Source organism: Agromyces rhizosphaerae (assembly GCF_027925245.1).
Lineage (GTDB): Bacteria > Actinomycetota > Actinomycetes > Actinomycetales > Microbacteriaceae > Agromyces > Agromyces rhizosphaerae.
Window position 1 is genome coordinate 165,366 of record NZ_BSDP01000001.1, and the last position, 23,137, is coordinate 188,502.

Below are 23,137 nucleotides of genomic sequence, written 5' to 3' on the forward strand. Positions count from 1 at the left end.
CGCGCTGTCCTCGGGCGCGGCGGAGTCGACCGCGCGGTGCCGGATATTGAATCGCGATTCGGCCGGATTGTCGCGACGCCCCTGTGCGTCCGGTCTCGGCCCGCGAATCTCTGCGAACTTTTTTGAATCTATTGTAGAAAATCGGGATCGGTGCCACACTGGCGGGACAGGGCCGACCGGCCAGGGCAGATCAGTGAGGATCGATCGGATGTTCAAGGACCTCGGAACGTCGCGCACCGTCTACGACACGGAGCACCGCGAGTTCGGCGCGCTCGTCGCCGACTTCGTCGAAGCGGAGGCCGCACCGAACGCGGAGCGGTGGGAGCGCGAGGGGAAGGTGGACCGATCCCTGTTCACCGCCGCAGCGGAAGCCGGCATCCTCGGCTTCGGCGTGCCGGAGGAGTACGGCGGCATGGGCATCGACGACTTCCGCTACAACGCGATCATGGGCGAGGAGCTCGCGCGCAACCCGGTCAGCGACGGCATGGCCGGGATCGCGCTCTCGAACGACATCGTCTACCCGTACTTCCTCGACCTGACGAACGACGACCAGAAGGCGCGCTGGCTCCCCGGGCTCGCCGAGGGCACGCTCATCACGGCCATCGCGATGACCGAGCCGGGCACGGGCTCCGACCTCGCGGGCATCCGCACCACCGCCGTCCGCGACGGCGACGAGTACGTGGTCAACGGCGCGAAGACCTTCATCTCGAACGGCCAGAACGCCGACCTGGTGGTCACCGCGGTGCGCACCTCGGACGACCGTCACAAGGGACTCAGCCTCATCGTGATCCCGTCCGACTCCCCCGGCTTCTCGCGCGGACGCAACCTCGACAAGATCGGCCTGCACGCGCAGGACACCAGCGAGCTCGCGTTCACCGACGTGCGGGTGCCGGCCGAGAACCTGCTCGGCCCGGAGGGCGCCGGGTTCCTCGGGCTGATGAAGAACCTGCCCCAGGAGCGCATCTCCATCGCGGCCGCGGCGGTCGCCGCCTGCGAGGGCGTGCTCGAGCGCACCCTGTCGTACGTGAAGGAGCGGAAGGCCTTCGGGCAGCCGATCGGCAGCTTCCAGAACACGCGCTTCGTGCTCGCCGAGCTGACCACCGAGGTGCGCGTGACCCGTGCGTACATCGACGACTGCCTGCGCCAGCACGTCGCCGGCCGCCTCTCCGCCGAGGACGCCGCCGCCGCGAAGTTCTGGTGCACCGAGCTGCAGCAGAAGGTCGTCGGCAAGTGCCTGCAGCTCTACGGCGGCTACGGCTACATGCGCGAGTACCGCATCGCGCGCGACTACGAGGACGCGCGCATCACGACCATCTACGGCGGCACCACCGAGATCATGAAGGAGATCGTCGGCCGCAGCCTCGGGCTGTGACCTGCGATCGGAAGGACGACACCACGATGACCGACGCATTCATCTACGACACGTTCCGCACCCCGCGCGGCAGGAACCGCGGCGGCGCGCTGCACGGGACCAAGCCGGTGGACCTCGCGAGCGGCCTGCTCGCCGAGCTCGGCCCGCGCAACCCGTCTCTCGACCTCGACCGCATCGACGACGTCGTGCTCGGCGTCGTCTCGCCCGTCGGCGAGCAGGGCGGCGACATCGCGCGCACCGCGATCCTGAACGCGGGGCTCCCCGAGCACGTGCCCGGCGTGCAGGTCAATCGCTTCTGCGCCTCGGGCCTCGAGGCCGTGAACCTCGCCGCCCAGAAGGTCGCCTCCGGCTGGGAGGACCTCGTGGTCGCCGGCGGCGTCGAGGCCATGTCGCGCGTGCCGATCGGCTCCGACGGCGGCGCCTACGCGCAGGACCCGACCACCGCCTACGACGCCTACTTCGTGCCCCAGGGCATCTCGGCCGACCTCATCGCGACCATCGAGGGCTTCGACCGCGAGGACGTCGACGCGTTCGCGGTCTGGAGCCAGGACAAGGCGGATGCCGCCTGGGCGAACGGGTACTTCGAGAAGTCCATCGTGCCCGTGCGCGACATGAACGGCGTGCTCGTGCTCGACCACGACGAGCACCGCCGGCCCGGATCGACCGTCGACGGGCTCGGGAAGCTCCCGTCGGCATTCGCCACCATGGGCGACCTGGGCGGCTTCGACGCCGTGGCGCTGCAGAAGTACCACTCGGTCGAGAAGATCTCGCACGTGCACACGGCGGCGAACTCGTCGGGCATCGTCGACGGCGCCGCGCTCGTGGTGCTCGGCAGCGAGGCCGCGGGCGACGCCATGGGCCTGACGCCCCGCGCGCGCATCGTCGGTACGGCCGTGCTCGGCAGCGAGCCGACCATCATGCTCACCGGGCCGACCAGCGTCACCCAGCGCGTACTCGACAAGACCGGACTCACCGTCGACGACATCGACCTGTTCGAGCTCAACGAGGCCTTCGCGTCGGTGGTCCTCAAGTGGATGAAGGACCTGGACATCCCGCGCGACAAGGTCAACGTCAACGGCGGCGCGATCGCCATGGGGCATCCGCTCGGCGCCACCGGCGCGATGATCCTCGGCACCATGCTCGACGAGCTCGAGCGCCGCGACCTCCGACGGGGCCTCGCGACGCTCTGCGTCGGTGCCGGCATGGGCATCGCCACCGTGATCGAACGACTCTGAGCTCGAACGACTCCGAGATCGAACGACTCCGAGATCGAACGACTCCGACCCGAACGAACCGACAGGACTGGACCCACTCATGACCATCGAAGCCATCGTGACCGAGGCGCCCGCGATCCACTGGGACCGCGACGAGGACGGCGTCGTCACCCTCACGCTCGACGACCCCGACTCGAGCGTCAACACCATGAACGACGCCTACACGCTCTCCATGGGCATCGTCGTCGACCGCCTGGAGGCCGAACTCGATGACGTGACCGGCGTCATCCTCGCCAGCGCGAAGTCGAGCTTCTTCGCAGGCGGCGACCTGAACCAGCTCATGCAGGGCTCGCCGGAGACCGCGGCCGAGCAGACCGCGCACGTCGAGCGGGTGAAGGCCGACCTGCGCCGGCTCGAGCGGCTGGGCAAGCCGGTCGTCGCGGCGATCAACGGCACCGCACTCGGCGGCGGCCTCGAGGTCGCACTCGCCGCCCACCGCCGCATCGTCGCCGACGTGAAGGGCACCCGCCTCGGGCTGCCCGAGGTCACGCTCGGCCTCCTCCCGGGCGGCGGCGGCATCACCCGCACGGTCCGCATGCTCGGCCTGCAGCCGGCGCTCACCAAGGTGATCATGACGGGGACGAAGTTCGCCCCGGCGGGTGCGCTCGAGGTGGGCATCATCGACGAGGTCGTGCCGACCGTCGACGACCTGATCCCCGCCGCGAAGGCCTGGATCGCGGCGAACCCGGTCGCGGTGAAGCCGTGGGACGAGAAGGGCTTCCGCATTCCCGGCGGCGGCCCGAACAGCCCGTCGATCGCCTCCGTGCTGCCGGCGATGGCGGCCAACGTGCGCAAGCAGGTGAAGGGCGCCCCGATGCCCGCGCCGCGCGCGGCGCTCGCTGCGGCGGTCGAGGGCGCGCTCGTCGACTTCGACACGGCCAGCACGATCGAGACCCGGTACCTCACCTCGCTCACGGTCGGGCAGGTCGCGAAGAACATGATCAACGCGTTCTTCTTCGACCTGCAGAAGATCAACGCGGGCGCCAGCCGGCCCGACGGCTACCCGAAGTACACCGCGACCAAGGTCGGCGTCATCGGCGCCGGCATGATGGGTGCGGCGATCGCGTACGTGTCCGCCAAGGCCGGCATCGATGTCGTGCTCAAGGACGTCACGATCGAGGCCGCCCGCCGCGGCAAGGGGTACGCCGAGCGACTCGAGGCGAAGGCCCTGCAGCGCGGCAGGACCACCCCGGAGAAGTCCGCGGCGCTGCTCGCCCGCATCACCCCCTCGGCGGACCCGGCCGACTTCGCCGGCGTCGACTTCGTCATCGAGGCCGTGTTCGAGAGCGTCGACGTCAAGCAGGCGGTCTTCCAGGAGATCGAGGACGTCGTGGAGCCCGACGCGGTGCTCGGCTCGAACACGTCGACGCTCCCGATCACCGAGCTGTCGACCGGCGTCAAGCGGCCCGACGACTTCATCGGCATCCACTTCTTCTCCCCCGTCGACAAGATGCCGCTCGTCGAGATCGTGCGCGGCCGCAACACCGGGGACGAGGTGCTCGCGAAGACGTTCGACTACGTGCTGCAGATCCGCAAGACCCCGATCGTCGTGAACGACAACCGAGGGTTCTTCACCTCGCGGGTCATCGGCCGGTACATCGACGAGGCCGTCGCCGCGGTCGGCGAGGGCGTCTCCCCCGCGACCGTGGAGCAGGCGTCGCTGCAGGCCGGCTACCCGGCCGGCGCGCTGCAGCTGCTCGACGAGCTCACGATCACCCTCACCCAGAAGATCCGCGAGGAGACGAAGAAGGCGGCCATCGCCGAGGGCAGGGGCTGGACCGAGCACGGCGCCGAGGCCGTAGTCGACCGCATGGTGGACGAGCTCGGCCGCAAGGGCCGCTCGACCGGCGGCGGGTTCTACGACTACGACGCCGACGGCAAGCGGATCGGCCTCTGGCCGGGCCTCGCCGACGCGTTCGGCTCGGGCACCGACATCCCGTTCGAGGACCTCAAGGAGCGGATGCTGTTCGCCGAGGCGATCGACACCGTGCGCTGCTTCGACGAGGGCGTGCTCACGAGCGTCGCCGACGCGAACATCGGCTCGATCTACGGCATCGGGTTCCCGGCCTGGACGGGAGGCGTCATCCAGTACATCAACCAGTACGAGGGCGGCCTGCCGGGCTTCGTCGCTCGCGCCCGCGAGCTGGCCGAGGCCTACGGACCGCACTTCGAGCCCCCGGCCTCGCTCGTCGCGAAGGCCGAGTCCGGCGAGACGTACGCCTGAGGCACCACGGGAACACGGAAGGAGCACCGCGATGGTACGCACGCGATTCACCGACCTGCTCGGCATCGAGCACCCGGTCGTCCAGGGCGGCATGATGTGGGTCGGCCGCGCCGAACTCGCGGCCGCCGTCTCCGAGGCGGGCGGGCTCGGCATCATCACCGCGCTCACCCAGCCGACCCCGGCCGATCTCGTGAAGGAGGTCGAGCGCGCCCGCACCATGACCGACAAGCCGATCGGGGTGAACCTGACGATCCTGCCGTCGATCAACCCGCCGCCCTACGACGAGTACCGGCGCGCGATCGTCGACGCGGGCATCACGATCGTCGAGACCGCCGGCTCGAACCCCGAGCCGCACATGGAGATGTTCAAGGCCCACGGCATCCGCGTCGTGCACAAGTGCACCAGCGTGCGGCACGCGGTGAAGGCGGAGGCGGTGGGCGTCGACGCCGTGAGCATCGACGGGTTCGAGTGCGCCGGCCACCCGGGCGAGGACGACATCCCCGGGCTCGTGCTCATCCCCGCCGCCGCGGACGCGCTGTCGATCCCGTTCATCGCGTCCGGCGGGTTCGCCGACGGGCGCGGGCTCGCGGCCGCCCTGGCGCTCGGCGCCGACGGGGTGAACATGGGCACGCGGTTCATGTGCTCGGTCGAGTCGCCGATCTCCCAGCAGGTCAAGGAGCGGATCGTCGAGGCGACCGAGCACGACACCGAGCTCATCTTCCGCACGCTGTCGAACACGGCGCGCGTGGCGAGCAACTCGGTCAGTCGCGAGGTGGTCGAGATCCTGAACGCGGGCGGCGACTTCCCGGCGGTCCGCGAGCTCGTCGCGGGCGCCCGCGGACGGCACGTGTTCGAGCACGGCGACATCGAGGCGGGAATCTGGACGGTCGGCCTGGTGCAGGGCCTCATCCACGACATCCCGACGGCGGGCGACATCGTGCGACGGACCGTCGACCAGGCCGAGGCGGTGCTGCGCGAGCGGCTCGCCCTCTTCGAGCCCGTCGCGGTCTGAGCCTCAGCGGCCGGCGCGCTCGCCCAGGCCCGGCGCCCCCATGCCGTGCAGCACGAGCGAGCGCGCCGCCGCGACGAGGTCGGTCAGCGAGCGCATCCGCGGGTTCCACCACTCCGCCGCCCAGTTCATCGAGCCGAGCAGCAGCAGCCGCGAGACGTTGATGTCGAGCCCGTCGCGGAGCTGGCCCGCACGCGCGGCCTCGTCGAACAGGTCGCGCCAGATGCGGCTGTACGCCGCCTCCTCCTCGGCCGGGCGCGTACGCAGCTGCTCGGGAACCTGGCCGGCGTTGCGCACCGACGCCGTCGTGTAGTCGGAGATGCTGAGCTCGTACCGCAGGTGCTCCTCCACCGCGGCCAGGATGCGGTCGATCGGCTCGGTCCCCTCGGGAAGGGCATCGAGCACGGCCTGCACGTGCAGCCGCACGCGGTGCGCGCCGACCCACATGACCTCCTCGATGAGGTCGTCGCGCGAGGCGAAGTAGTAGTAGATGGCCGGAGCCTGCACCTCGGCCACCTCCGCGACGTCGCTGAGGCGCGTGCCGGCGTAGCCCTTGCGGCTCAGCACGTGCGCGGCGGCGTCGAGGATGCGCTCGCGGGTGCGCTCCGACTTCGTCGGAGCCGCGACCTGCTGCTGCGCGGCGGCACGCTGGGCCATCTGCGCCCCCTTCACCGTCACACCATCGGACGGAATCGAATCGTCGTTCGATTCTCTCACGTCATCCCCAGCCACCGCGAGACATCTTGTGCCGAGTCGGAGAGTCGGGGATACTGTGAATGATCATTCACTTGTGATCGACGACTCCCCGAGGATGCGGAGAATCCCATGACACTGACCGACAGCCCGAAGCTGCAGCAGCAGCCCGAGCAGCCCCTGCCCGACGTCACCGCGACGGTCGCCGCCGCGCGCGAGGCGTCGGCGTGGTGGGCGGGCCTCGGCTACGCGGAGCGCCGCCGGCGCACGCTCGCCTGGAAGAACGCCATCGCCAACGGCGCCGAGGAGCTCGCCGAGATCATCTCGCGCGAGACCGGCAAGCCGGTCGGCGATGCCACGCTCGAGATCATGCTCACCCTGGGGCACCTCGACTGGGCCGCGAAGCACGCCCGGAAGGTACTGAAGCGCCGCGGCGTTCCCGCGGGCGCGGTCGCGTTCAACCAGAAGGCCACGCTCGGGTACGAGCCGTACGGCGTCGTCGCCGTCATCGGCCCGTGGAACTACCCGCTCTACACGCCGATGGGGTCGGTCGGCTACGCGATCGCCGCGGGCAACGCCGTCGTGTTCAAGCCCAGCGAGCTGACCCCCGACACCGCGGTCTGGCTGGCCGAGGCATGGACGCGCGCGAACCCCGAGCAGCCCGTGCTGCAGGTCGTGACCGGTGGCGGCGAGGTCGGCGGCGCGCTGATCCGCGCGGGGGTCGACAAGGTCGGCTTCACCGGGTCCACCGCGACCGCGAAGAAGGTCATGGCGGCCTGCGCCGAGCAGCTCACGCCGCTGGTCGCCGAGTGCGGCGGCAAGGACGCGATGATCGTCGCGGCCGACGCGAACCTCGACCTCGCCACGGACTTCGCGGTGTTCGGCGGCTTCGGCAACAGCGGCCAGACCTGCGTCGGCGTCGAGCGCGTCTACGTGGTCGAGTCGGTGCGCCGGCAGTTCCTCGACCTCCTGGTCGAGAAGGCCCGTACGCTCGCGCCCGGCACGGACGAGTCCGCGTCGTACGGCCGCATGACGCACCCGGCCGGCGGCGACGTCGTGCGCGAGCACGTGCAGGACGCCCTCACCCGCGGCGGCACCGCGGTGCTCGGCGGGGTCGACTCGGTCAAGGCGCCGTTCGTCGAGCCGATCGTGCTGACCGACGTGCCCGAGGACGCCGACGCCGTGTGCGTGGAGACGTTCGGACCCACCCTCGTGGTCAACGGCGTCGCCGACCTCGACGAGGCCGTCGAGAAGGCCAACGCGACCGACTACGGCCTGGGCGCCTCGATCTTCACGCGCAACCACAAGCTGGGCGAGCGCCTCGCCGCCCGGCTCAAGGCCGGCGCGGTCACGATCGACTCGGTGCTCGGCTTCGCCGGGGTCGCCGCACTGCCGTTCGGCGGCGTCGGCGGCTCGGGCTTCGGCCGCGTGCACGGGCCCGACGGCCTGCGCGAGTTCAGCCGCGCGAAGTCGATGACCGTGCAGCGCTTCAAGGCGCCGCTCGACCTGCTGCGCATCGACCGCTCCGAGCGCGACATGAAGATCGCGAAGTCGATGCTGCACTCGCTGCACGGCAGCAGGAAGTAGGCGCCGCGACTCAGCGGCCGAGGTCGGTGTCCGGCGGGTCGAGCACGGCGTCGACCATGGCCGCGACGCAGCGCACGACCGCGGGGTCGTCGCTCCAGTGGGAGCGGCGGCCCCCGTCCACGACCACGCCGAGCGCGGCGTGCACCAGGATGCGCGCGGAGGGCTGGTCGAGCGACGGATGCACCGCGCGCAGCCGGTTCACCCACTCGGCCACGTGCTCGCGCTGCAGCGCCAGCAGGCGCGACAGGTCATGCTCGGGCAGGCTCGTCGCGTCGGCGGAGTAGACCGACAGCAGCTCGTGCTGCTCGAACGCGAAGCGGATGTAGGCGCGCCCCATCGACTGCAGCGCCCCGGCGGGATCGGACCCGGCCCTCGACGTGGCCTCCGCCGTGACCTGGGTCAGCCGCTCGGCGGCACGCACGCATGCCGCGAAGAGGATGTCGGACTTCCCCGCGAAGTGGCGATAGACGCCGGACGGGGTGAGGCCGGCGGCCGCGGCGATCTCGTCGATGCCGACGTCGTGGTAGCCACGACGGTTGAAGAGCGTGATCGCCTTCGAGAGCAGCAGCTCGCGACGGCCCCCGATCGGTTCGGAGTCGCTCCGCTCGATGGGCGGCGCCTCGGCGCCGTCGGGCGAGACCCGCAGCACGCGGTGCGCGGCACCGCCGATCACGCGGTCCATGCGGCGCACGCCCAGCGACGTGCGGTGTGCGGTGATCGAGGCGATCACCGCGAGCGCCCCCGAGGCGATGCGATCGGCCTCCACCGGCCCGAGGTCGTCGCGCACCGCGAGCAGCGCGTCGGCGATCGTCGCGGTGAGCCGGTCGAACTGCTCGCCGATCTCGGCCCGGTGCTCGGGCGCGAGGTAGCGACCCTCCCAGCGGTAGAGCCCGCCGGTGCTGCGGTTGGCCACGGTCACCTTCAGCACCGCGGCCAGGAGCGCGTCGAGGCGCTCGTCGGGGTCGTCGGATGCGGGGACCTCGTCGATCCCGTCGAGGAGCCCGCCCGCCAGTCCCCTCGCGCACGCGACGAAGAGCGCGTACTTGCTCGGGTAGTGCCGGTAGAGCGCCGGAGCGGAGACCCCGACCGCCGCGGCGATGTCCTCCATGCCGACCGCGTGGAATCCGTGCGCGCTGAAGGCCTCGGCCGCGGCCGCCTCGATGCGCTGCTTGCGATCCTTCGGCCGGCGCCGAACCGTCTCCGTCACGACTTCGGACACGCCGCACCTCCCCACCAGCACCCTACGGCACCCGGCCCCGGTGCGCAGGACGAATCGCACACTGAGAACCGCGATTAACAAAAGTGATGACGCGGGCCGACTTCTGGGGCATACTGGGGGCAGTTCTGCACGAGGAAGTGGGAAAGGGATTCGATGACGAATACAGCAGTCGCGGAGACGCCCGTCGCCCAGGCGATGCCGACCTGGTCGTTCCGCAGCCATTGGATGGCCCAGACGGCGGGCCACGCCGTGTCACGGCCCGATGCGGTCGCGCTGCGCTACCTGGGCCAGGACACGACCTGGCGCCAGCTGCACGAGCGCTCGCTCGCCCTCGCCGGCGCGCTGCGCGAGCGCGGCGTGCAGTCCGGCGACCGGGTGATGCTGCTCACGCTGAACCGGCCCGAGTTCGTCGAGGCGGTCTTCGCGATCAACAGCCTCGGCGCGATCGCCGTGCCGGTGAACTTCCGCCTCACCCCGCCCGAGATCCTCTACCTCATCGAGGACAGCGGGTCGCGCGTCCTGATCGTCGACGGCCCGCTCGCGCCGCTCGGCGCCGCCGTCGCCGGCATGACCTCGCAGCTCGAGTCGAAGATCGTGCTGGGCGAGGCCGACGGCTTCGAGTCGTACGAGCAGGTGCTCGCCGACGCCGACCCGATCGAGCTCGAGGACGTGCCGGAGGACTCGACGGCGCTGCTCATGTACACCTCGGGCACCACCGGCGCCCCCAAGGGCGCGATGCTCTCGCACCGCAACATGTACCTCCAGGCGGTCACCTGCATCCGCTGCAACGAGGTCTGGGACGAGTCGGACGTCGGCTTCCTGACCGCGCCGTTCTTCCACATCGCGGGCCTCGGCTCGATCGCCGCGAACTTCATCATCGGCACGCCGACCGTGATCCACCCGCTCGGCGCCTTCGACCCCGAGGCCGTCGTCGACGCGTGGGAGCGCGAGGGTGCGACCATCGTCTTCAACGTCCCGCAGCAGTGGCAGGCGATCTGCGCACTGCCGGGCATCACGGACCGCGATCTCAAGCTGCGCATCATCAGCTGGGGCGCCGCACCGGCGTCGGACACCGTGCTGCGGGCGATGGAGGAGACCTTCCCCGAGGCGACGAACGTCGCGGTGTTCGGCCAGACGGAGATGTCGCCGATCACGTGCGTGCTGAGCGGGGACGACTCGCGCCGCAAGCTCGGCTCGGTGGGCAAGCCGATCCCGACCATCCAGTACCGCGTGGTCGACGACGAGATGAACGACGTGCCCGTCGGGGAGATCGGCGAGATCGTCTACCGGGGCCCGACCATGATGTCGGCCTACTGGAACAAGCCCGAGGAGACCGCCAAGGCGTTCGAGGGCGGCTGGTTCCACTCGGGCGACCTGGTCCGGCAGGACGACGAGGGCTTCGTCTGGGTCGTCGACCGCAAGAAGGACATGATCATCTCGGGCGGCGAGAACATCTACTGCGCCGAGGTCGAGAACGCCATGTTCGCCCACCCGAAGGTGCTCGAGGCAGCGATCGTCGGCCGGGAGGACGACCGCTGGGGCGAGGTGCCCGTGGCGTTCGTCGCGCTGAAGCCGGAGCAGGAGCTCACGCTCGAGGAGTTCACCGACTTCCTCGGCGCGACGCTCGCCCGGTACAAGCTGCCGAAGGACCTCGTGATCGTCGACGCGCTCCCCCGCAACGCCGGCGGCAAGGTCCTCAAGACCGTGCTCCGCGACCGCCTGGCCGAGTTGGCGAACGGGTGATCGACGCCGCCACGGCCGACGCGCGCCTCGAGGTCTCCCCCGGCCTCGAGGCGCGCGTGCGCGGGCTCCTCGCGCGCGACGCGGTGGACCCCGACGAGCTCGACGAGGTGTGGGCGGCGCTGCCCACCGCATCCATCGACGACCTCCTCGGCCGCTGGCGCGGCACGCCCGTGCCCACGGGTCACGGGCTGGGCCGGGTGCTCGACGGCGTGCGCTGGCACGGCAAGCACATGCGCTCGGCGAACGACGTGAGCCCGATCGTCTGCGAGGCGCCCGACGGCTCGCTCGTCGACAACGTCGAGCTCGCGCGCGGCGGCGCGTCGCTCTGGATGGTCGCGTTCCGCGACGAGGTCACCGCGACCATGGTGTACGACGGCATGGCGACGTTCGATCACTTCAAGCGCGCCGGCGACGGCCTCCTGCTCGGCGTGATGAACGGGAAGGACGTGCTGCACCGCGGTCGCCACTTCTGGTTCGTGCTCGATTCCGAGGGCCCGGCCTGACCCGTCCGACGGCCGGTTCCGGCCAGAATGGGCCCATGAGCGCTCCCGCCGACCCCACCCGCTTCCCGGTGCCGACGCCGCAGTCGGCCCGCCGCACGAGCCGCCAGGACGACCTCTACCGCCGACTCGGCGAGCTGTACCTGCGACGCGGCTTCGTCGCCCTCACGGTCGACGAGACCGCCGCGGAGCTGCACTGCTCGAAGTCCACGATCTACGCCCTCGCCCCCACGCGCGAGGAACTGCTCCGCCAGGTCGTGCTCGACTACTTCCGGCGCGCGGCGGACATGATCGAGGCGCGCGTCGCCGAGCAGGTCGACCCGGTGCGCCGCCTCGAGGCGTACCTCACCGGCGTCTCCGACGCGGTGCGCGACGCGTCGGAGACGTTCATGGACGACGTGGTGGAGTTCGGCCCGACCCGCGAGGTGTACGAGGTGAACGCGGCCGGGGCCGCCCGTCGCATCCGCGAGCTCATCGAGGCCGGCGTCGACGCCGGCGCGATCCGCCCGGTCCGGGCCGCGTTCGCCGCCGACCTCGCCACCTCGGCGATCGTGCGCATCCAGCAGCGCGAGGTGCGCCGCAACACGGGCATGGCCGAGCCGGAGTCGTTCACCGCGCTCGCGGACCTCCTGCTCGAGGGCCTCCGCTCGCGCGACTGAACGATACGGAGAACTGTACTTGCGTGCTGCTAGCAGTACGGTATGATCGATCCATCCGATGCCGACGACGGTGCGAGGAGGATCGATGAGGATCGCCGTATTGCGCAAGCAGGTGCCCGACACGTGGGGCGAACGACGCATGGACCCGACGACGGGGCGCGCCGATCGCGACGCCTCCGACGCCGTGGCCGACGAGATCGACGACCGGGCGCTCGAACTGGCGCTCCACCTGCGAGAGGAGCTCGGCGGGGCCGAGATAGTGCTCCTGACGATGGGGCCGGATGCCGCCGAGCAGGCGCTGCGCGCCGGCCTCGCGCTCGGCGCCGACCGCGCCGTGCACGTCATCGACGAGCGACTGGTCGGGGCCGACCTGCTGCAGACCGGTCGCGCACTCGCCGCCGCGCTCGCCCGCGAGGCGTTCGACCTCGTGCTCACGGGCCTGGAGTCCACCGACGGCCGGGGCGGCGTGCTCCCGGCGATGCTCGCCGAGCGCCTCGGCCTGCCGCTCGTCTCCGCCGCGACCTCGCTCGAGGTCGCGGGCGGCGCGCTCCGCGCCGCCCGCGCGACCGAGTTCCAGGCGATGGACGTCGAGGTGCCGCTGCCGGCGATCGTCACGGTCACCGAGCGGTTCCCCGAGGCGAGGATCGGCTCCTTCCGCGGCATCCGCCAGGCCAAGAAGAAGCCGGTCGACCGGCTGAGCCTGTCCGACCTGGCGCTCGCTCCCGCCCCCGCGGCATCCGTCGTCGTCGACGTCGACCGTGCCCCGGAACGCACCGCCGGCGCGCGGATCGTGGACGACGGCACGGCCGCCGAGGCGGTCGCCGACTTCCTCGCCGAGCGCAACCTGATCTGAGGAGCAGAACCATGACGAGCGTGCTCGTACTGGCCGAGGTCGCCGCGAACGGCTCCGTGCGCAACACCATCGATCCCCTGGTCGGCGCGGCCGCCGCCGTGGGCGACCCCGTCGCCGTCGCCGTCGTGCCGCCCGGGCACCGCGACGCGGTCGCCGGGCGACTGCATGCGGCCGGCGCGTCCCGCGCGATCGTCGCCGAGTCCCCCGACGCGGGCGTGCTCGTGTCGGCACCGCAGGTCGACCTGCTGCAGGCCGCGGTCGCCCTGGTCGGCCCGGTCGCCGTCGTCGTGGGCCACACGGTCGAGGGCCGCGAGGTCGCCGGCAGGTACGCCGCGCGCACCGAGTCCCCGGTCGCGACCGACGCGATCGACGTCGGCCTCGACGGCGGCGCCGTGCGCATCACGCACTCGGTGTTCGGGGGCTCGTGGATCGTCCGCTCGGGCGTCGAGGGCGGCGTCCCCGTGGTGACGGTGCGCGTGGGCGCGACCACGCCGACCGGTCCGGCTGCCGCGATCGACGTCGAGGAGGTCGCGCTCGACTCCCCGACCGGAGTGAGGGCCGCGGATGCCCGTGAGCTCGGCGGCTCCACCAGCCGGCCCGACCTCCGGGGCGCCGCCAAGGTCGTGTCCGGTGGCCGCGCCCTCGGCTCGAAGGAGCAGTTCGTGCTCGTCGAGCAGCTCGCCGACACGCTCGGCGCGGCGGTCGGCGCCTCGCGCGCGGCCGTCGACTCCGGGTACGCCCCGCAGGCGCTCCAGGTCGGCCAGACCGGCACAACCGTGGCACCCGACCTGTACCTCGCGCTCGGCATCTCGGGCGCGATCCAGCACCTCGCCGGCATGCGCACGTCGAAGACGATCGTCGCGATCGACCGCGACCCCGACGCGCCGATCTTCGAGATCGCCGACCTCGCCGTCGTGGGCGACCTGTTCCAGGTGGTGCCGAAGCTCATCGACGCGGTCGAGGCACGGCGATGACGACGTCGACGCGCCAGGGTGCGCCCAGTCGCTGGAAGGTGCTCGGCTGGGCGATCCCGGCCGCACTCGTGGCGGTGGTCGCGCTCGTGCTGCTCGCGCGCTGGCTGCGCACCCTCGCGGGCGTCGAGGCGTTCGTCGACGCGTACCCGGGCACGGTGCCCCCGCCGCCGGGCACGCCCGAGGGCTTCCCCGCGTGGCTCAGCTGGCAGCACTTCCTGAACGCGTTCTTCCTGCTGCTGATCGTGCGCACCGGCTGGCGCGTGCGCACCGTGCAGCGACCCGAGGCGCACTGGACCCGCACCAACACCGGGCGCTTCCGCACGAAGCGGGCGCCGAAGCGCATCAGCTTCGACCTCTGGCTGCACCTCTCGCTCGACGCCCTGTGGGTGCTGAACGGCATCGTGTTCATCGTGCTGCTGTTCGCCACGGGACACTGGGCGCGCATCGTGCCCACGTCGTGGGACGTCGTGCCGAACGCGCTCTCGGTGGCACTGCAGTACGTGTCGCTCGACTGGCCCGCCGAGGACGGCTGGGTGGTCTACAACAGCCTGCAGCTGCTGGCCTACTTCGGCATCGTGTTCATCGCGGCGCCGCTGGCGATCCTCACGGGGCTGCGGATGTCGCCGGCGTGGCCCGTCGACACCCCGCGCCTGAACCGCGCCTACCCGATCGGCCTGGCGCGCGCGGTGCACCTGCCCGTGATGCTCGCCTTCGTGGCGTTCGTGATCGCCCACGTCGGCCTCGTGCTCGCGACCGGCGCGCTGCGCAACCTCAACCACATGTACGCCGGCACCGACGAGGTGAACTGGATCGGCGCGGCGGTGTTCGCCGGCACGGTGGTCGTGATGGTCGCCGCGTGGATCCTCGCCCGGCCGGTCTACCTGCGCGGCCTCGCGCAGCTCACGGGCAAGGTCACGCGGTAGGGCCCGGTTCAGCCGCGGCATCCGGTGCGAATAGGCTCGGATGCCGTGACCAGCGTGCTCCTCACCGGCTTCGAGCCGTTCGGCGGCGACGCCGTCAACCCCTCCGGCGACGCCGTGCGCGCGGTCGGCGCGAGCTGGTCGTGGCCGGAACGGCTGGTCACGGCCGTGCTGCCGGTGTCGTTCGCCGCCGCGGCCGACGAGCTCGAGCGGCTCGTCGAGGCGCACTCCCCCGACGTGCTCATCGCGACGGGGCTCGCGGGCGGACGCGCGGGCATCACGCCCGAGCGCGTCGCGGTGAACCTCGCCGACGCGCGCATCCCCGACAACGACGGCGACCAGCCGCTCGACGCGGCCGTCGTGGCGGGCGGGCCCGATGCGCGCTTCACGGGCCTGCCGGTGAAGGCCATCGACGCGGAGTTGGCCGCCCGGGGCATCCGCTCGTCGCTCTCGACCACCGCGGGCACCTACGTGTGCAACGCGGTCTTCTACCGGGCCACGCACCTCGCGGTTGCACGGCCCGGACTGCGTGCCGGGTTCATCCACGTGCCGTACGCGGCCGAGAGCGCACCCGAGGGGGCGCCGTCGCTGCCCGCGGCGACCATCGCCGAGGCGCTCGCCATCGCGTGCCGCGTGAGCCTCGACACCGCGGCCGATGTCGCGATCGCGGGAGGCTCGCTGCACTGACCGGCGACGCGCCGGCGGGTCAGCCCGCTCAGCCCGCCATCGTGCCGAGCAGCAGCGAGGCCAGCGCGGCCGCGTCCTCGGCGTCGGAGGCGAAGGTCGTGACGAGGTTCGCGCCGTCGGTCGCGCGCACCTCGACGCGGCCGCCGTCGGGCATCGCGAGTGCGCTCGCCGCGCCGGCGACGTCGATCGGCTCCGCGCTCTCGATTCCCGCAGCATCCGTGGCCGCCCAGCCGGCGCCGCGGAGCATCACGGACTCGACGAACACGGTGTCGCCGTTCCAGTGGCAGCCACGCCAGCCGGAGGCGAAGATCGCGGTGTAGAGGCCGGGGTCCGCCTCGCCGGCGAGGTTCCCGGGGGTCGCCGCGAGATCCACGCCGAACGCTGCCGCCGCGTCGACCGATGACGCGAGCGACGCGCACTCCGGCACGAGGCCCCACGTGCCGTCGGGCGGCACCGGGACCTCGGCGGGCGTCGACCCGGCACGGACGCCGAACGCGGAGGTCAGCGACATCACGGCGATCGACGGATCGGTGGCAGACGACGCCGGAAGCTCGACGCTGCCCGTGAACCACCACTCGCCCACCGCTGACGCGAAGCGGCAGGTCGTCAGGGTCTGCGTGCCGTCGGAGGACTCGTAGCAGGACTCCCCCGGCGCCTCGTCGATGGCGGCCTGCACCGGCAGCAACGTGAGCGAGACACGGCCGGCGGCGTCGGGCCAGCGCCAGGTGCAGGCGATGCCGCCCAGCGTCCGAACGGCGACCGCGGCCATCGCGGTCGTCGGCGCGTCGAGCGCGGGCAGGTCGGCGGCGCCCACCGAGGTCGCGAGCTCGTCGAGGGTCACGACCGCGCCGCAGTCGTCGCCGAACGCGCCGGGCGCGGTGAGCGGCGGTGCCTCGTTCTCCGGCTCCGCCACGGCCGGCTCGGTGGACGGGGCCGCCTCGGTCGGGGCGATGTCCGCCGCATCCGCCGCCGCGCACCCGCTGAGCGTGAGCGCGAGCAGGGTGACGGGCGCGAGCAGGCGGAGACGCATGGAGACAACCCTAGGAACGGGCCGCGGCGGACTCACGGCGTCCCCAGCGACAGCCGGGACCCGTTACCGGATCGGGATATCCGAGGTCAGCTCGTGACGACCTGCGGGCTGCCGACCGGGGCATCCGCCCCCATCTCGTCGGCGATGCGGTTGGCCTCGGCGATGAGGGTCTCGACGATCTCGGCCTCGGGCACCGTCTTGATGACCTCGCCCTTGACGAAGATCTGGCCCTTGCCGTTGCCGGATGCCACGCCGAGGTCAGCCTCGCGCGCCTCGCCGGGTCCGTTCACGACGCAGCCCATGACAGCCACGCGGAGCGGCACGCTCATGCCCTCGAGGCCCGACGTGACGTCGTCGGCGAGCTTGTAGACGTCGACCTGGGCGCGGCCGCACGACGGGCACGAGACGATCTCGAGCTTGCGCTCGCGGAGGTTCAGCGACTGCAGGATCTGCAGGCCGACCTTGACCTCCTCGGCCGGCGGGGCCGACAGGGAGACGCGGATGGTGTCGCCGATGCCCTCGGCGAGCAGGATGCCGAACGCCGTCGCCGACTTGATCGTGCCCTGGAAGGCGGGGCCGGCCTCGGTGACGCCGAGGTGCAGCGGCCAGTCGCCGCGCTCGGCGAGCATGCGGTACGCCTTCACCATCACGATGGGGTCGTTGTGCTTGACCGAGATCTTGAAGTCGTGGAAGTCGTGCTCCTCGAAGAGGCTCGCCTCCCACACGGCCGACTCGACGAGCGCCTCGGGGGTCGCCTTGCCGTACTTCTGCAGCAGGCGCGGGTCGAGCGAGCCGGCGTTCACGCCGATGCGCAGCGAGACGCCGGCCTCCTTGGCGCGCTTGGCGATCTCGCCGACGCGGTCGTCGAACTTGCGGATGTTGCCGGGGTTCACGCGCACCGCGGCGCAGCCCGCGTCGATCGCAGCGAACACGTAGTTCGGCTGGAAGTGGATGTCGGCGATGACCGGGATCTGGCTCTTCTTCGCGATGATCGGGAGCGCCTCGGCGTCGTCGCGGCTCGGCACGGCGACGCGCACGATCTCGCAGCCCGACGCCGTGAGCTCGGCGATCTGCTGCAGCGTGGCGTTGATGTTCGGCGTCGGCGTGGTCGTCATCGACTGCACGCTCACCGGCGCGTCTCCCCCGACCAGCACCTTGCCGACCTTGATCTGGCGGGACTTCCTCCGCGGGGCGAGGGTTTCGGGGACCTTCGGCATTCCGAGATTCACTGCAGGCACGTCTGCCAGTCTACGTGCGGGTCGGATGCCCGGGGCGACGCCGCGCTAGCCGCAGGTGCCCGCGAGCACAGGTGCCACGAGCGCCGTCACGATGTGGTCGTGGTCGGTCTCGGCACGCAGCTCCCACTCCTCGACCACGGAGCCCGTGTCGATCAGCGCCTGGCCGTCGCAGTCGTAGGCGTCGGGGTGGCGCTGCGTGTCGACGACCTCGCCGACCGCGAGCCGCTCGGGCGCGAGCAGTCGCACGTCGCCGATCGCGTCGGCTTCGAAGCGCACCGTGACGAGGGGCGCGCCCGCGGCGCCACCCGCTGCCGCCAGGGTCATACCGCCCCAGGAATACGACGAGTCCGACGACTCCTCGATCGCCTCCCAGTCGACGCCGTGCGCCTCGAGGAACCCGCGGATGCCCGGCGCCGCGTCGTCCACCGGCTGATCGAACCGCACTTCCGACACCCCGGCGACCTCGGCGGGCCGAAGCTCGAGCCGGTCCGCCCGCAGCACGATCGACGCGGTCGCCACGACCTCGGGGCGCTCGCTCTGCTGCACGGCGGCAGGCTCCGCCGACGCTGCGGCGCCGTCATCCGCCGTGCACCCCGTCCCGAGGAGCATGGTCGACGCGATCAATACGAGAGCGGCAATGCCGCGCGGGGAATGTCGAAGCACCCTTGATCCTCTCGCGGCGACGGACCCGAAGCGCGCTGTCCACACGTCTCTGCGCGAGATTCCGCGAATCGACCCGCTCCAGCATCGCGACTCGTGCGCCGTGGCCGGTCGCCGCAGCGACCACGTCGGATCAGTGCCGCGCGACGCCGACGTTCACCGGCGCGCCGATGGCCGTGCCATCCGGGAAGGAGGTCATCACCACGGAGTACGCGTTCGGCACATCGGCCAACTCGCGCTCACCGAGTTCGGGGCCCGTCTCGACGACGATCTCGTCGTATCCGTTGCCCCAGAACGGTACCGACAGGGATGCCGCGATCGCCTCCAGGTCGTGATCGACGGTGTACCCCTGCACGGTCTGGATCGCGACCCCGCCGACCGATGCGGCGCGAACGCCCACGTACACGTTCATGCCCCACGTGTCCGGCCTGTCGTCCGGGTACCAGGTCCACGTCTCCGGGGTGTTGCCGCCCTCGACATTACCCATGAGGTCGTCGGCGATCCAGAGTCCATCCCACTCGTAGATATCGGTCTGTGCCCCTCGACCTGAGCGGGCTGCAGGCGATACTCGGGCGCGACATCGAACACGGTCGAGAGGGTCTCGACCAGCTCGCCGGTCGGGAGGTCGTACGACAACTCGGCCACCGTCGCGCCGGTCTCGTCGTGCAGGTCGAGCTGCTCGGGTCGGAGCACGATCTCGACGACCGTCTCGAGCGGGTCGGGCTCCGCGGTGGGTGTCGGCGTCGGCGTCGCGATCGGAGTCGGATCCGGTTCCGGGTCGGCGACGGCTTCCGGCTGCGCACACCCAGCCAGCGCGAGCCCGGTGGCCAGCGCCACGACGATTCCGATCCGCACCCTCCGGTGACGCCGAGGAACGATTCGACCGCGCATCAGGCCCCGCCTTCGCCGAGGTTCATCGGGGCGGTGATCCTGCTGCCGCCCGCCACGGCGGCGCCCCCGCCCGCCTCGGGCCAGTCGCTCAGGAGCACTGAGTTCGCGTTCGGCGCGCCGGTCTGGCTCTCGCCGAGTTCAGGCCCGGACTCGACGATGATCCGGTCATTGCCGTTGCCGCGATAGTCCTCGCCGAGTTCGGCGGAGAGCGCGGCGACATCGTCGCCAGCCCGGTAGCCGGGCTCGGTGGTGAGCACGACCGCGCCGACCACGGTGGCATCCGCGGTGACGAACACGTTCATGCCGATCACATCGGGACCATCGGTCTCGACCCACACCGAATTGCCCGAGCCGTCGTCGTCCCACTTCCCGACGAGGTCGTCCGTCACGGTGAACCCGTCCCAGTGATAGGCGTGCATCTCGGAGAAGTGCGTGCGCGCCTCGAGCACCTCGAGCTCGGGCTCCGCGCCGAACACCGTCGTCAGCGCCGCCACGAGTTCATCGGTATCCAGGTCGTACGACAGTTCGGCGACCTTGGCCCCGGCGTCATCGCGCAGGTCAAGTCGCTCGGGCCGGATCACGATCTCGACGACGGTCTCGAGTGGGTCCTGCTCCGGGGTCTGCGTCGGCGACTCGGTGACGACGGGAGCGGGCGACTCGGTCTCGGCGACCGGTGCCGCCGCGGGAGCGCAGGCCGCGAGCAACGTACCGGCAGCCAATGCGGCGAGCACCGATGCAGAACGTCGGACGGGCTTCTGCGCGAGCTTCATGTCTCAACCCTCACATTCAGGTGGACGGTGGGGTCAGCATCCACACCGACGCGCGACAACGATTCGGCAACGCGCAGTCAGACGCTCGGCACGCCGATGTTCCGCGGGGCCAGGATCTGTGTCGGCTCCCACGGCGACCCGTCGAACAGTGTCGTTTCCAAGTAGGAGACGAACACCACCGAATTGGCGTTCGGAACCTCGTCGTACCACCGCTCGCCGAGCTCCGGCCCGGTCTCGACCGCCACCACGAGCCAGGGCACCTCCGGCAGACGCGTCGACGCACTGCCCTCGATCGAGTCGACCCACTCGAGATCGTCTCCCGGCCGATAGCCCTCGACCGTACGGATCCCGACGTCACCGACGGCGGGCCTGCCCGCGACGACATGCACGTTCATGTCGCTGAGGTCGGGCTCGTCGGTGGTGACCCACTCGTTCCCGTCCCGATACCCGACGAGGTCGTCGTAGACCTCGAAGCCGTCCCAGAGGAAGGCGTCGATCTGGGGAGACCGGTGCGTCGCGACCAGCACCTCGTGGTCCGGCGCGGACCCGAACACGGTCGTCAGCGCCCCGACGAACTCGTCGGTGGGCAGGTCGTAGGAGAGCTCGGCGACGATCGCGCCGCTCGCGTCCAGCACGTCGAGCTGCTCGGGTCGCACGACGAGCTCGGTCGCCGACTCGAGCGGGTCGGCCGGTTCGGTCGGCGTCGGTGTCGGAGACGGCTCGACTGCGGGCTGCGCCGCCGGCGTCTCCGCCGCGACCGGCTCGACCGCCGACGCGCAGCCCGACAGCGTGAGCGCCGCGACCACGGCGAGCACCGGGAAGAGGCTCCCCCTGGCCCGTCTCGGATTCGGCATGGTCCGATCCTCACCCGAACCCGCCTGCGGAACCGCGCCGTCCACAGGCACGGCGGTCACGATCGGACAACGACGTACGCGGATGCGGAGATCCGGCGCGACACGCCGGACGGAGGCCGCTGCGGGCGGCGTGTCGGGCCGGATCTCCGCATCGGCGAGCGCGGGTGGGTTGTCGCCGCGGCGGGTCAGCCGCCGAGCTGGTCGAGCAGCGCGCCGAGGAACACGTCGGGGTGCTCGAGGTGCGGCGAGTGGCCGCAGTCGGGCACCTCGACCTCGCGGGCGACGCCGCCGTTGTCGACGTAGCGGCCGAGCACGGTGCGCGTCTGCGTCACCATGGGCTGCACCGGCGCGGCATCCGCCCCCGGCCAACCCGGGATCACGCCGAGCGCACCGAGGTTGTTGAGGTCGAAGAGCGACGCGTCGGAGACGATCACGTCGTCGGCGCCGTGGATCCAGAGGATCGGCGGCTTGGTCGCCAGGTCGGCGATGCCCGAGACGTCGAACACGGTCGGCGCCATGGTGTTGAGCACGCCGGAGGTGCCGGGCGCGAAGCCGGGCCAGTTCTCCGAGGTCGTGGCGTCGCCCGGGTAGTTGCCGACGCCGGTCTTCGTGGTGAGCATCGACTCGATCCAGATCGCGTCGTACTCGCTCGTGAAACCGGGCTTCACGTAGGTGCCGAGGTAGACCGAGAGCGGCGAGGTGGCCGCGTCCGACGAGCGGTCGCCGTCGGCGAGGCGCTGCACGAAGTCGGGGTTGGCGCCGCCACCGCCGGCACCGGCCGCATCCGGGGTCACGAGCGCGCCGGAGGCATCCGTCGCCCCGAACCCGTAGGGCGACACGGGGTCGACGAGGGTGACGGATGCCACGGAGACGTCCTGGTGCTCGAGCAGGAACTGCATGACGACGCCGCCGCCCATGCTCCACCCGACGAGGTGCACGTCCGTCAGCTCCAGCGCAGCGATGACGGATGCCACGTCGTCGGCGAAGTCCCCGAGCCCGCGCGTCGCGTCGACCGGCAGGGTCTCCGACTCGCCGAAACCGCGGAGGTCGACGGCCAGCGCCCGCACGTCGTCGGGCAGGCCGAGCATCGTCGGCTGCCAGAACAGCGACGACGACACGTTGCCGTGCACGAAGAGCACGGTGCGCGCGGCGGTCGCCGACGGGCGCTCGAGCACGCGCGCGGTCAGGCGCGGCGTGGTGACGTCGTGGGCGGTGATGCCGTGCAGCAGGGTGTCGGTCACGGTGACTCCTCGTCGAGTGGTGCGGTGGAACGGACGGTACTGGTGGATCGGTGGTTCGTCGACGGGTGTCGTCGTGCGGGGCTCGCCTCGCGGCGGATCAGGCGGGGACGGCGACCTTGAGCGGCGGCTCGGTCGCGGCGACGACCTCCTCGACGGTGACGCCGGGCGCCACCTCGACGAGCACGAGCCCGTCGGGCGTGACGTCGATCACGGCGAGGTCGGTGATGATGCGGTCGACCACGCCGATGCCGGTCAGCGGCAGCGAGCACTCGTCGACGATCTTCGCCGAGCCGTCCTTCGCGACGTGCTCCATCAGCACGATGACCTGCTTCGCACCGTGCACGAGGTCCATCGCACCACCGGGGCCCTTGACCATCTTGCCGGGGATCATCCAGTTCGCCAGGTCACCGGTCGCGGACACCTGCATCGCGCCGAGGATCGCCGCGTCGATCTTGCCGCCGCGGATCATGCCGAAGCTCATCGCCGAGTCGAAGTACGCCGAACCGGGCAGCACCGTCACGGTCTCCTTGCCGGCGTTGATGAGGTCGGGGTCGACCTGGTCCTCGGTGGGGTACGGGCCGACGCCGAGGATGCCGTTCTCGGACTGCAGCACGACCGTGACGCCCTCGGGCACGTAGTTCGGCACGAGCGTCGGCAGGCCGATGCCGAGGTTCACGTAGGCGCCGTCGGGCAGCTCCTTCGCCGCGCGGGCGGCCATCTCCAGGCGGGTGAGCGCCAT

General features: G+C 71.5%; 23 protein-coding genes. 12 read left to right on the forward strand and 11 right to left on the reverse strand.

Annotated elements, in window-relative coordinates; all coding sequences use genetic code 11:
- Positions 1 to 208 precede the first annotated feature (208 nt).
- From QMG39_RS00805 to QMG39_RS00820, 4 genes are all read left to right on the forward strand, one after another.
- Positions 209 to 1,372, forward strand: coding sequence for an acyl-CoA dehydrogenase family protein (locus QMG39_RS00805; protein WP_281881922.1), 1,164 nt, complete (start codon positions 209 to 211; stop codon positions 1,370 to 1,372).
- Between the two features lie 26 nt (positions 1,373 to 1,398).
- Entirely contained in the window at positions 1,399 to 2,607 is a 1,209-nt protein-coding gene (locus QMG39_RS00810) for an acetyl-CoA C-acetyltransferase (RefSeq protein WP_281881924.1), read from the forward strand.
- A 79-nt stretch (positions 2,608 to 2,686) separates the two neighbouring features.
- On the forward strand, positions 2,687 to 4,870 hold the full coding sequence (locus QMG39_RS00815) for a 3-hydroxyacyl-CoA dehydrogenase NAD-binding domain-containing protein (protein ID WP_281881925.1): 2,184 nt from the start codon (positions 2,687 to 2,689) through the stop codon (positions 4,868 to 4,870).
- 31 nt (positions 4,871 to 4,901) lie between these two features.
- A complete protein-coding gene (locus QMG39_RS00820) occupies positions 4,902 to 5,882 on the forward strand; it encodes an NAD(P)H-dependent flavin oxidoreductase (protein WP_281881926.1) in 981 nt (326 codons plus the stop codon).
- 3 nt (positions 5,883 to 5,885) lie between these two features.
- On the opposite strand, the gene QMG39_RS00825 is transcribed toward QMG39_RS00820, so the two are convergent.
- Positions 5,886 to 6,536: a TetR/AcrR family transcriptional regulator gene (locus QMG39_RS00825; RefSeq protein WP_281881927.1), complete on the reverse strand. Its 651-nt coding sequence runs from the start codon at positions 6,534 to 6,536 to the stop codon at positions 5,886 to 5,888.
- 168 nt (positions 6,537 to 6,704) lie between these two features.
- On the opposite strand from QMG39_RS00825, the gene QMG39_RS00830 reads away from it, so the two are divergent.
- Complete coding sequence (locus tag QMG39_RS00830; RefSeq protein WP_281881928.1) at positions 6,705 to 8,159, forward strand: aldehyde dehydrogenase family protein; 1,455 nt, start codon at positions 6,705 to 6,707, stop codon at positions 8,157 to 8,159.
- A 10-nt stretch (positions 8,160 to 8,169) separates the two neighbouring features.
- On the opposite strand, the gene QMG39_RS00835 is transcribed toward QMG39_RS00830, so the two are convergent.
- A complete protein-coding gene (locus QMG39_RS00835; protein WP_281881929.1) occupies positions 8,170 to 9,378 on the reverse strand; it encodes a TetR/AcrR family transcriptional regulator in 1,209 nt (402 codons plus the stop codon).
- 153 nt (positions 9,379 to 9,531) lie between these two features.
- Between QMG39_RS00835 and fadD5 the strand changes: the two genes are divergently transcribed.
- From fadD5 to pcp, 7 genes are all read left to right on the forward strand, one after another.
- Positions 9,532 to 11,121, forward strand: coding sequence for a fatty-acid--CoA ligase FadD5 (gene fadD5, locus QMG39_RS00840; RefSeq protein ID WP_281881930.1), 1,590 nt, complete (start codon positions 9,532 to 9,534; stop codon positions 11,119 to 11,121).
- Positions 11,118 to 11,624, forward strand: a complete 507-nt coding sequence (locus QMG39_RS00845; RefSeq protein ID WP_281881931.1) for a GXWXG domain-containing protein — start codon at positions 11,118 to 11,120, stop codon at positions 11,622 to 11,624. Before fadD5 ends, QMG39_RS00845 begins: the two co-directional genes overlap by 4 nt.
- A 35-nt stretch (positions 11,625 to 11,659) precedes the next feature.
- Positions 11,660 to 12,280, forward strand: coding sequence for a TetR/AcrR family transcriptional regulator (locus tag QMG39_RS00850; RefSeq protein ID WP_281881932.1), 621 nt, complete (start codon positions 11,660 to 11,662; stop codon positions 12,278 to 12,280).
- Positions 12,281 to 12,365: 85 nt separating this feature from the next.
- Positions 12,366 to 13,133 carry an electron transfer flavoprotein subunit beta/FixA family protein gene (locus tag QMG39_RS00855; RefSeq protein ID WP_281881933.1) on the forward strand — a complete coding sequence of 256 codons (768 nt, stop codon included), beginning with the start codon at positions 12,366 to 12,368 and terminating at the stop codon, positions 13,131 to 13,133.
- 11 nt (positions 13,134 to 13,144) lie between these two features.
- Positions 13,145 to 14,107, forward strand: coding sequence for an electron transfer flavoprotein subunit alpha/FixB family protein (locus QMG39_RS00860; RefSeq protein ID WP_281881934.1), 963 nt, complete (start codon positions 13,145 to 13,147; stop codon positions 14,105 to 14,107).
- Positions 14,104 to 15,030: a cytochrome b/b6 domain-containing protein gene (locus tag QMG39_RS00865; protein WP_281881935.1), complete on the forward strand. Its 927-nt coding sequence runs from the start codon at positions 14,104 to 14,106 to the stop codon at positions 15,028 to 15,030. The genes QMG39_RS00860 and QMG39_RS00865 overlap by 4 nt, the downstream gene beginning before the upstream one ends.
- Positions 15,031 to 15,075: 45 nt before the next feature.
- Positions 15,076 to 15,714 carry a pyroglutamyl-peptidase I gene (pcp, locus tag QMG39_RS00870; protein ID WP_281881936.1) on the forward strand — a complete coding sequence of 213 codons (639 nt, stop codon included), beginning with the start codon at positions 15,076 to 15,078 and terminating at the stop codon, positions 15,712 to 15,714.
- A 28-nt stretch (positions 15,715 to 15,742) separates the two neighbouring features.
- On the opposite strand, the gene QMG39_RS00875 is transcribed toward pcp, so the two are convergent.
- The 9 genes from QMG39_RS00875 to QMG39_RS00915 form a co-directional block, all read right to left on the reverse strand.
- Positions 15,743 to 16,744 carry a hypothetical protein gene (locus QMG39_RS00875; RefSeq protein WP_281881937.1) on the reverse strand — a complete coding sequence of 334 codons (1,002 nt, stop codon included), beginning with the start codon at positions 16,742 to 16,744 and terminating at the stop codon, positions 15,743 to 15,745.
- An 86-nt stretch (positions 16,745 to 16,830) separates the two neighbouring features.
- Positions 16,831 to 17,961 (reverse strand): flavodoxin-dependent (E)-4-hydroxy-3-methylbut-2-enyl-diphosphate synthase, encoded by a 1,131-nt coding sequence (gene ispG, locus QMG39_RS00880; protein WP_281887105.1) that lies wholly within the window; start codon positions 17,959 to 17,961, stop codon positions 16,831 to 16,833.
- A gap of 66 nt (positions 17,962 to 18,027) precedes the next feature.
- The gene (locus QMG39_RS00885) at positions 18,028 to 18,528 is read right to left on the reverse strand and encodes an RNA-binding protein (protein ID WP_281881938.1); all 501 of its coding nucleotides are present in this window, start codon (positions 18,526 to 18,528) and stop codon (positions 18,028 to 18,030) included.
- A 247-nt stretch (positions 18,529 to 18,775) separates the two neighbouring features.
- Positions 18,776 to 19,054, reverse strand: coding sequence for a hypothetical protein (locus QMG39_RS00890; RefSeq protein ID WP_281881939.1), 279 nt, complete (start codon positions 19,052 to 19,054; stop codon positions 18,776 to 18,778).
- Positions 19,051 to 19,479 carry a hypothetical protein gene (locus tag QMG39_RS00895; protein WP_281881940.1) on the reverse strand — a complete coding sequence of 143 codons (429 nt, stop codon included), beginning with the start codon at positions 19,477 to 19,479 and terminating at the stop codon, positions 19,051 to 19,053. The genes QMG39_RS00890 and QMG39_RS00895 overlap by 4 nt, the downstream gene beginning before the upstream one ends.
- Before the next feature lie 53 nt (positions 19,480 to 19,532).
- Positions 19,533 to 20,303 carry a hypothetical protein gene (locus QMG39_RS00900; protein ID WP_281881941.1) on the reverse strand — a complete coding sequence of 257 codons (771 nt, stop codon included), beginning with the start codon at positions 20,301 to 20,303 and terminating at the stop codon, positions 19,533 to 19,535.
- Between the two features lie 77 nt (positions 20,304 to 20,380).
- Positions 20,381 to 21,157, reverse strand: coding sequence for a hypothetical protein (locus tag QMG39_RS00905; protein WP_281881942.1), 777 nt, complete (start codon positions 21,155 to 21,157; stop codon positions 20,381 to 20,383).
- Positions 21,158 to 21,342: 185 nt separating this feature from the next.
- Positions 21,343 to 22,398: an alpha/beta fold hydrolase gene (locus tag QMG39_RS00910; RefSeq protein WP_281881943.1), complete on the reverse strand. Its 1,056-nt coding sequence runs from the start codon at positions 22,396 to 22,398 to the stop codon at positions 21,343 to 21,345.
- A gap of 97 nt (positions 22,399 to 22,495) precedes the next feature.
- Positions 22,496 to 23,137: a CoA transferase subunit B gene (locus QMG39_RS00915; RefSeq protein ID WP_281881944.1), complete on the reverse strand. Its 642-nt coding sequence runs from the start codon at positions 23,135 to 23,137 to the stop codon at positions 22,496 to 22,498.

Coding starts and splice junctions, on each gene's coding strand:
- QMG39_RS00855 (WP_281881933.1), top strand. CDS start 12,366: ATGAGGATCGCCGTATTGCGCAAGCAGGTGCCCGACACGTGGGGCGAA.
- QMG39_RS00825 (WP_281881927.1), bottom strand. CDS start 6,536: ATGGCCCAGCGTGCCGCCGCGCAGCAGCAGGTCGCGGCTCCGACGAAG.
- QMG39_RS00820 (WP_281881926.1), top strand. CDS start 4,902: ATGGTACGCACGCGATTCACCGACCTGCTCGGCATCGAGCACCCGGTC.
- QMG39_RS00865 (WP_281881935.1), top strand. CDS start 14,104: ATGACGACGTCGACGCGCCAGGGTGCGCCCAGTCGCTGGAAGGTGCTC.
- QMG39_RS00810 (WP_281881924.1), top strand. CDS start 1,399: ATGACCGACGCATTCATCTACGACACGTTCCGCACCCCGCGCGGCAGG.
- QMG39_RS00900 (WP_281881941.1), bottom strand. CDS start 20,303: ATGAAGCTCGCGCAGAAGCCCGTCCGACGTTCTGCATCGGTGCTCGCC.
- QMG39_RS00805 (WP_281881922.1), top strand. CDS start 209: ATGTTCAAGGACCTCGGAACGTCGCGCACCGTCTACGACACGGAGCAC.
- QMG39_RS00815 (WP_281881925.1), top strand. CDS start 2,687: ATGACCATCGAAGCCATCGTGACCGAGGCGCCCGCGATCCACTGGGAC.
- QMG39_RS00850 (WP_281881932.1), top strand. CDS start 11,660: ATGAGCGCTCCCGCCGACCCCACCCGCTTCCCGGTGCCGACGCCGCAG.
- QMG39_RS00915 (WP_281881944.1), bottom strand. CDS start 23,137: ATGGCGCTCACCCGCCTGGAGATGGCCGCCCGCGCGGCGAAGGAGCTG.
- QMG39_RS00830 (WP_281881928.1), top strand. CDS start 6,705: ATGACACTGACCGACAGCCCGAAGCTGCAGCAGCAGCCCGAGCAGCCC.
- QMG39_RS00875 (WP_281881937.1), bottom strand. CDS start 16,744: ATGCGTCTCCGCCTGCTCGCGCCCGTCACCCTGCTCGCGCTCACGCTC.
- QMG39_RS00890 (WP_281881939.1), bottom strand. CDS start 19,054: ATGAACGTGTACGTGGGCGTTCGCGCCGCATCGGTCGGCGGGGTCGCG.
- QMG39_RS00860 (WP_281881934.1), top strand. CDS start 13,145: ATGACGAGCGTGCTCGTACTGGCCGAGGTCGCCGCGAACGGCTCCGTG.
- ispG (WP_281887105.1), bottom strand. CDS start 17,961: ATGCCGAAGGTCCCCGAAACCCTCGCCCCGCGGAGGAAGTCCCGCCAG.
- fadD5 (WP_281881930.1), top strand. CDS start 9,532: ATGACGAATACAGCAGTCGCGGAGACGCCCGTCGCCCAGGCGATGCCG.
- QMG39_RS00905 (WP_281881942.1), bottom strand. CDS start 21,157: ATGCCGAATCCGAGACGGGCCAGGGGGAGCCTCTTCCCGGTGCTCGCC.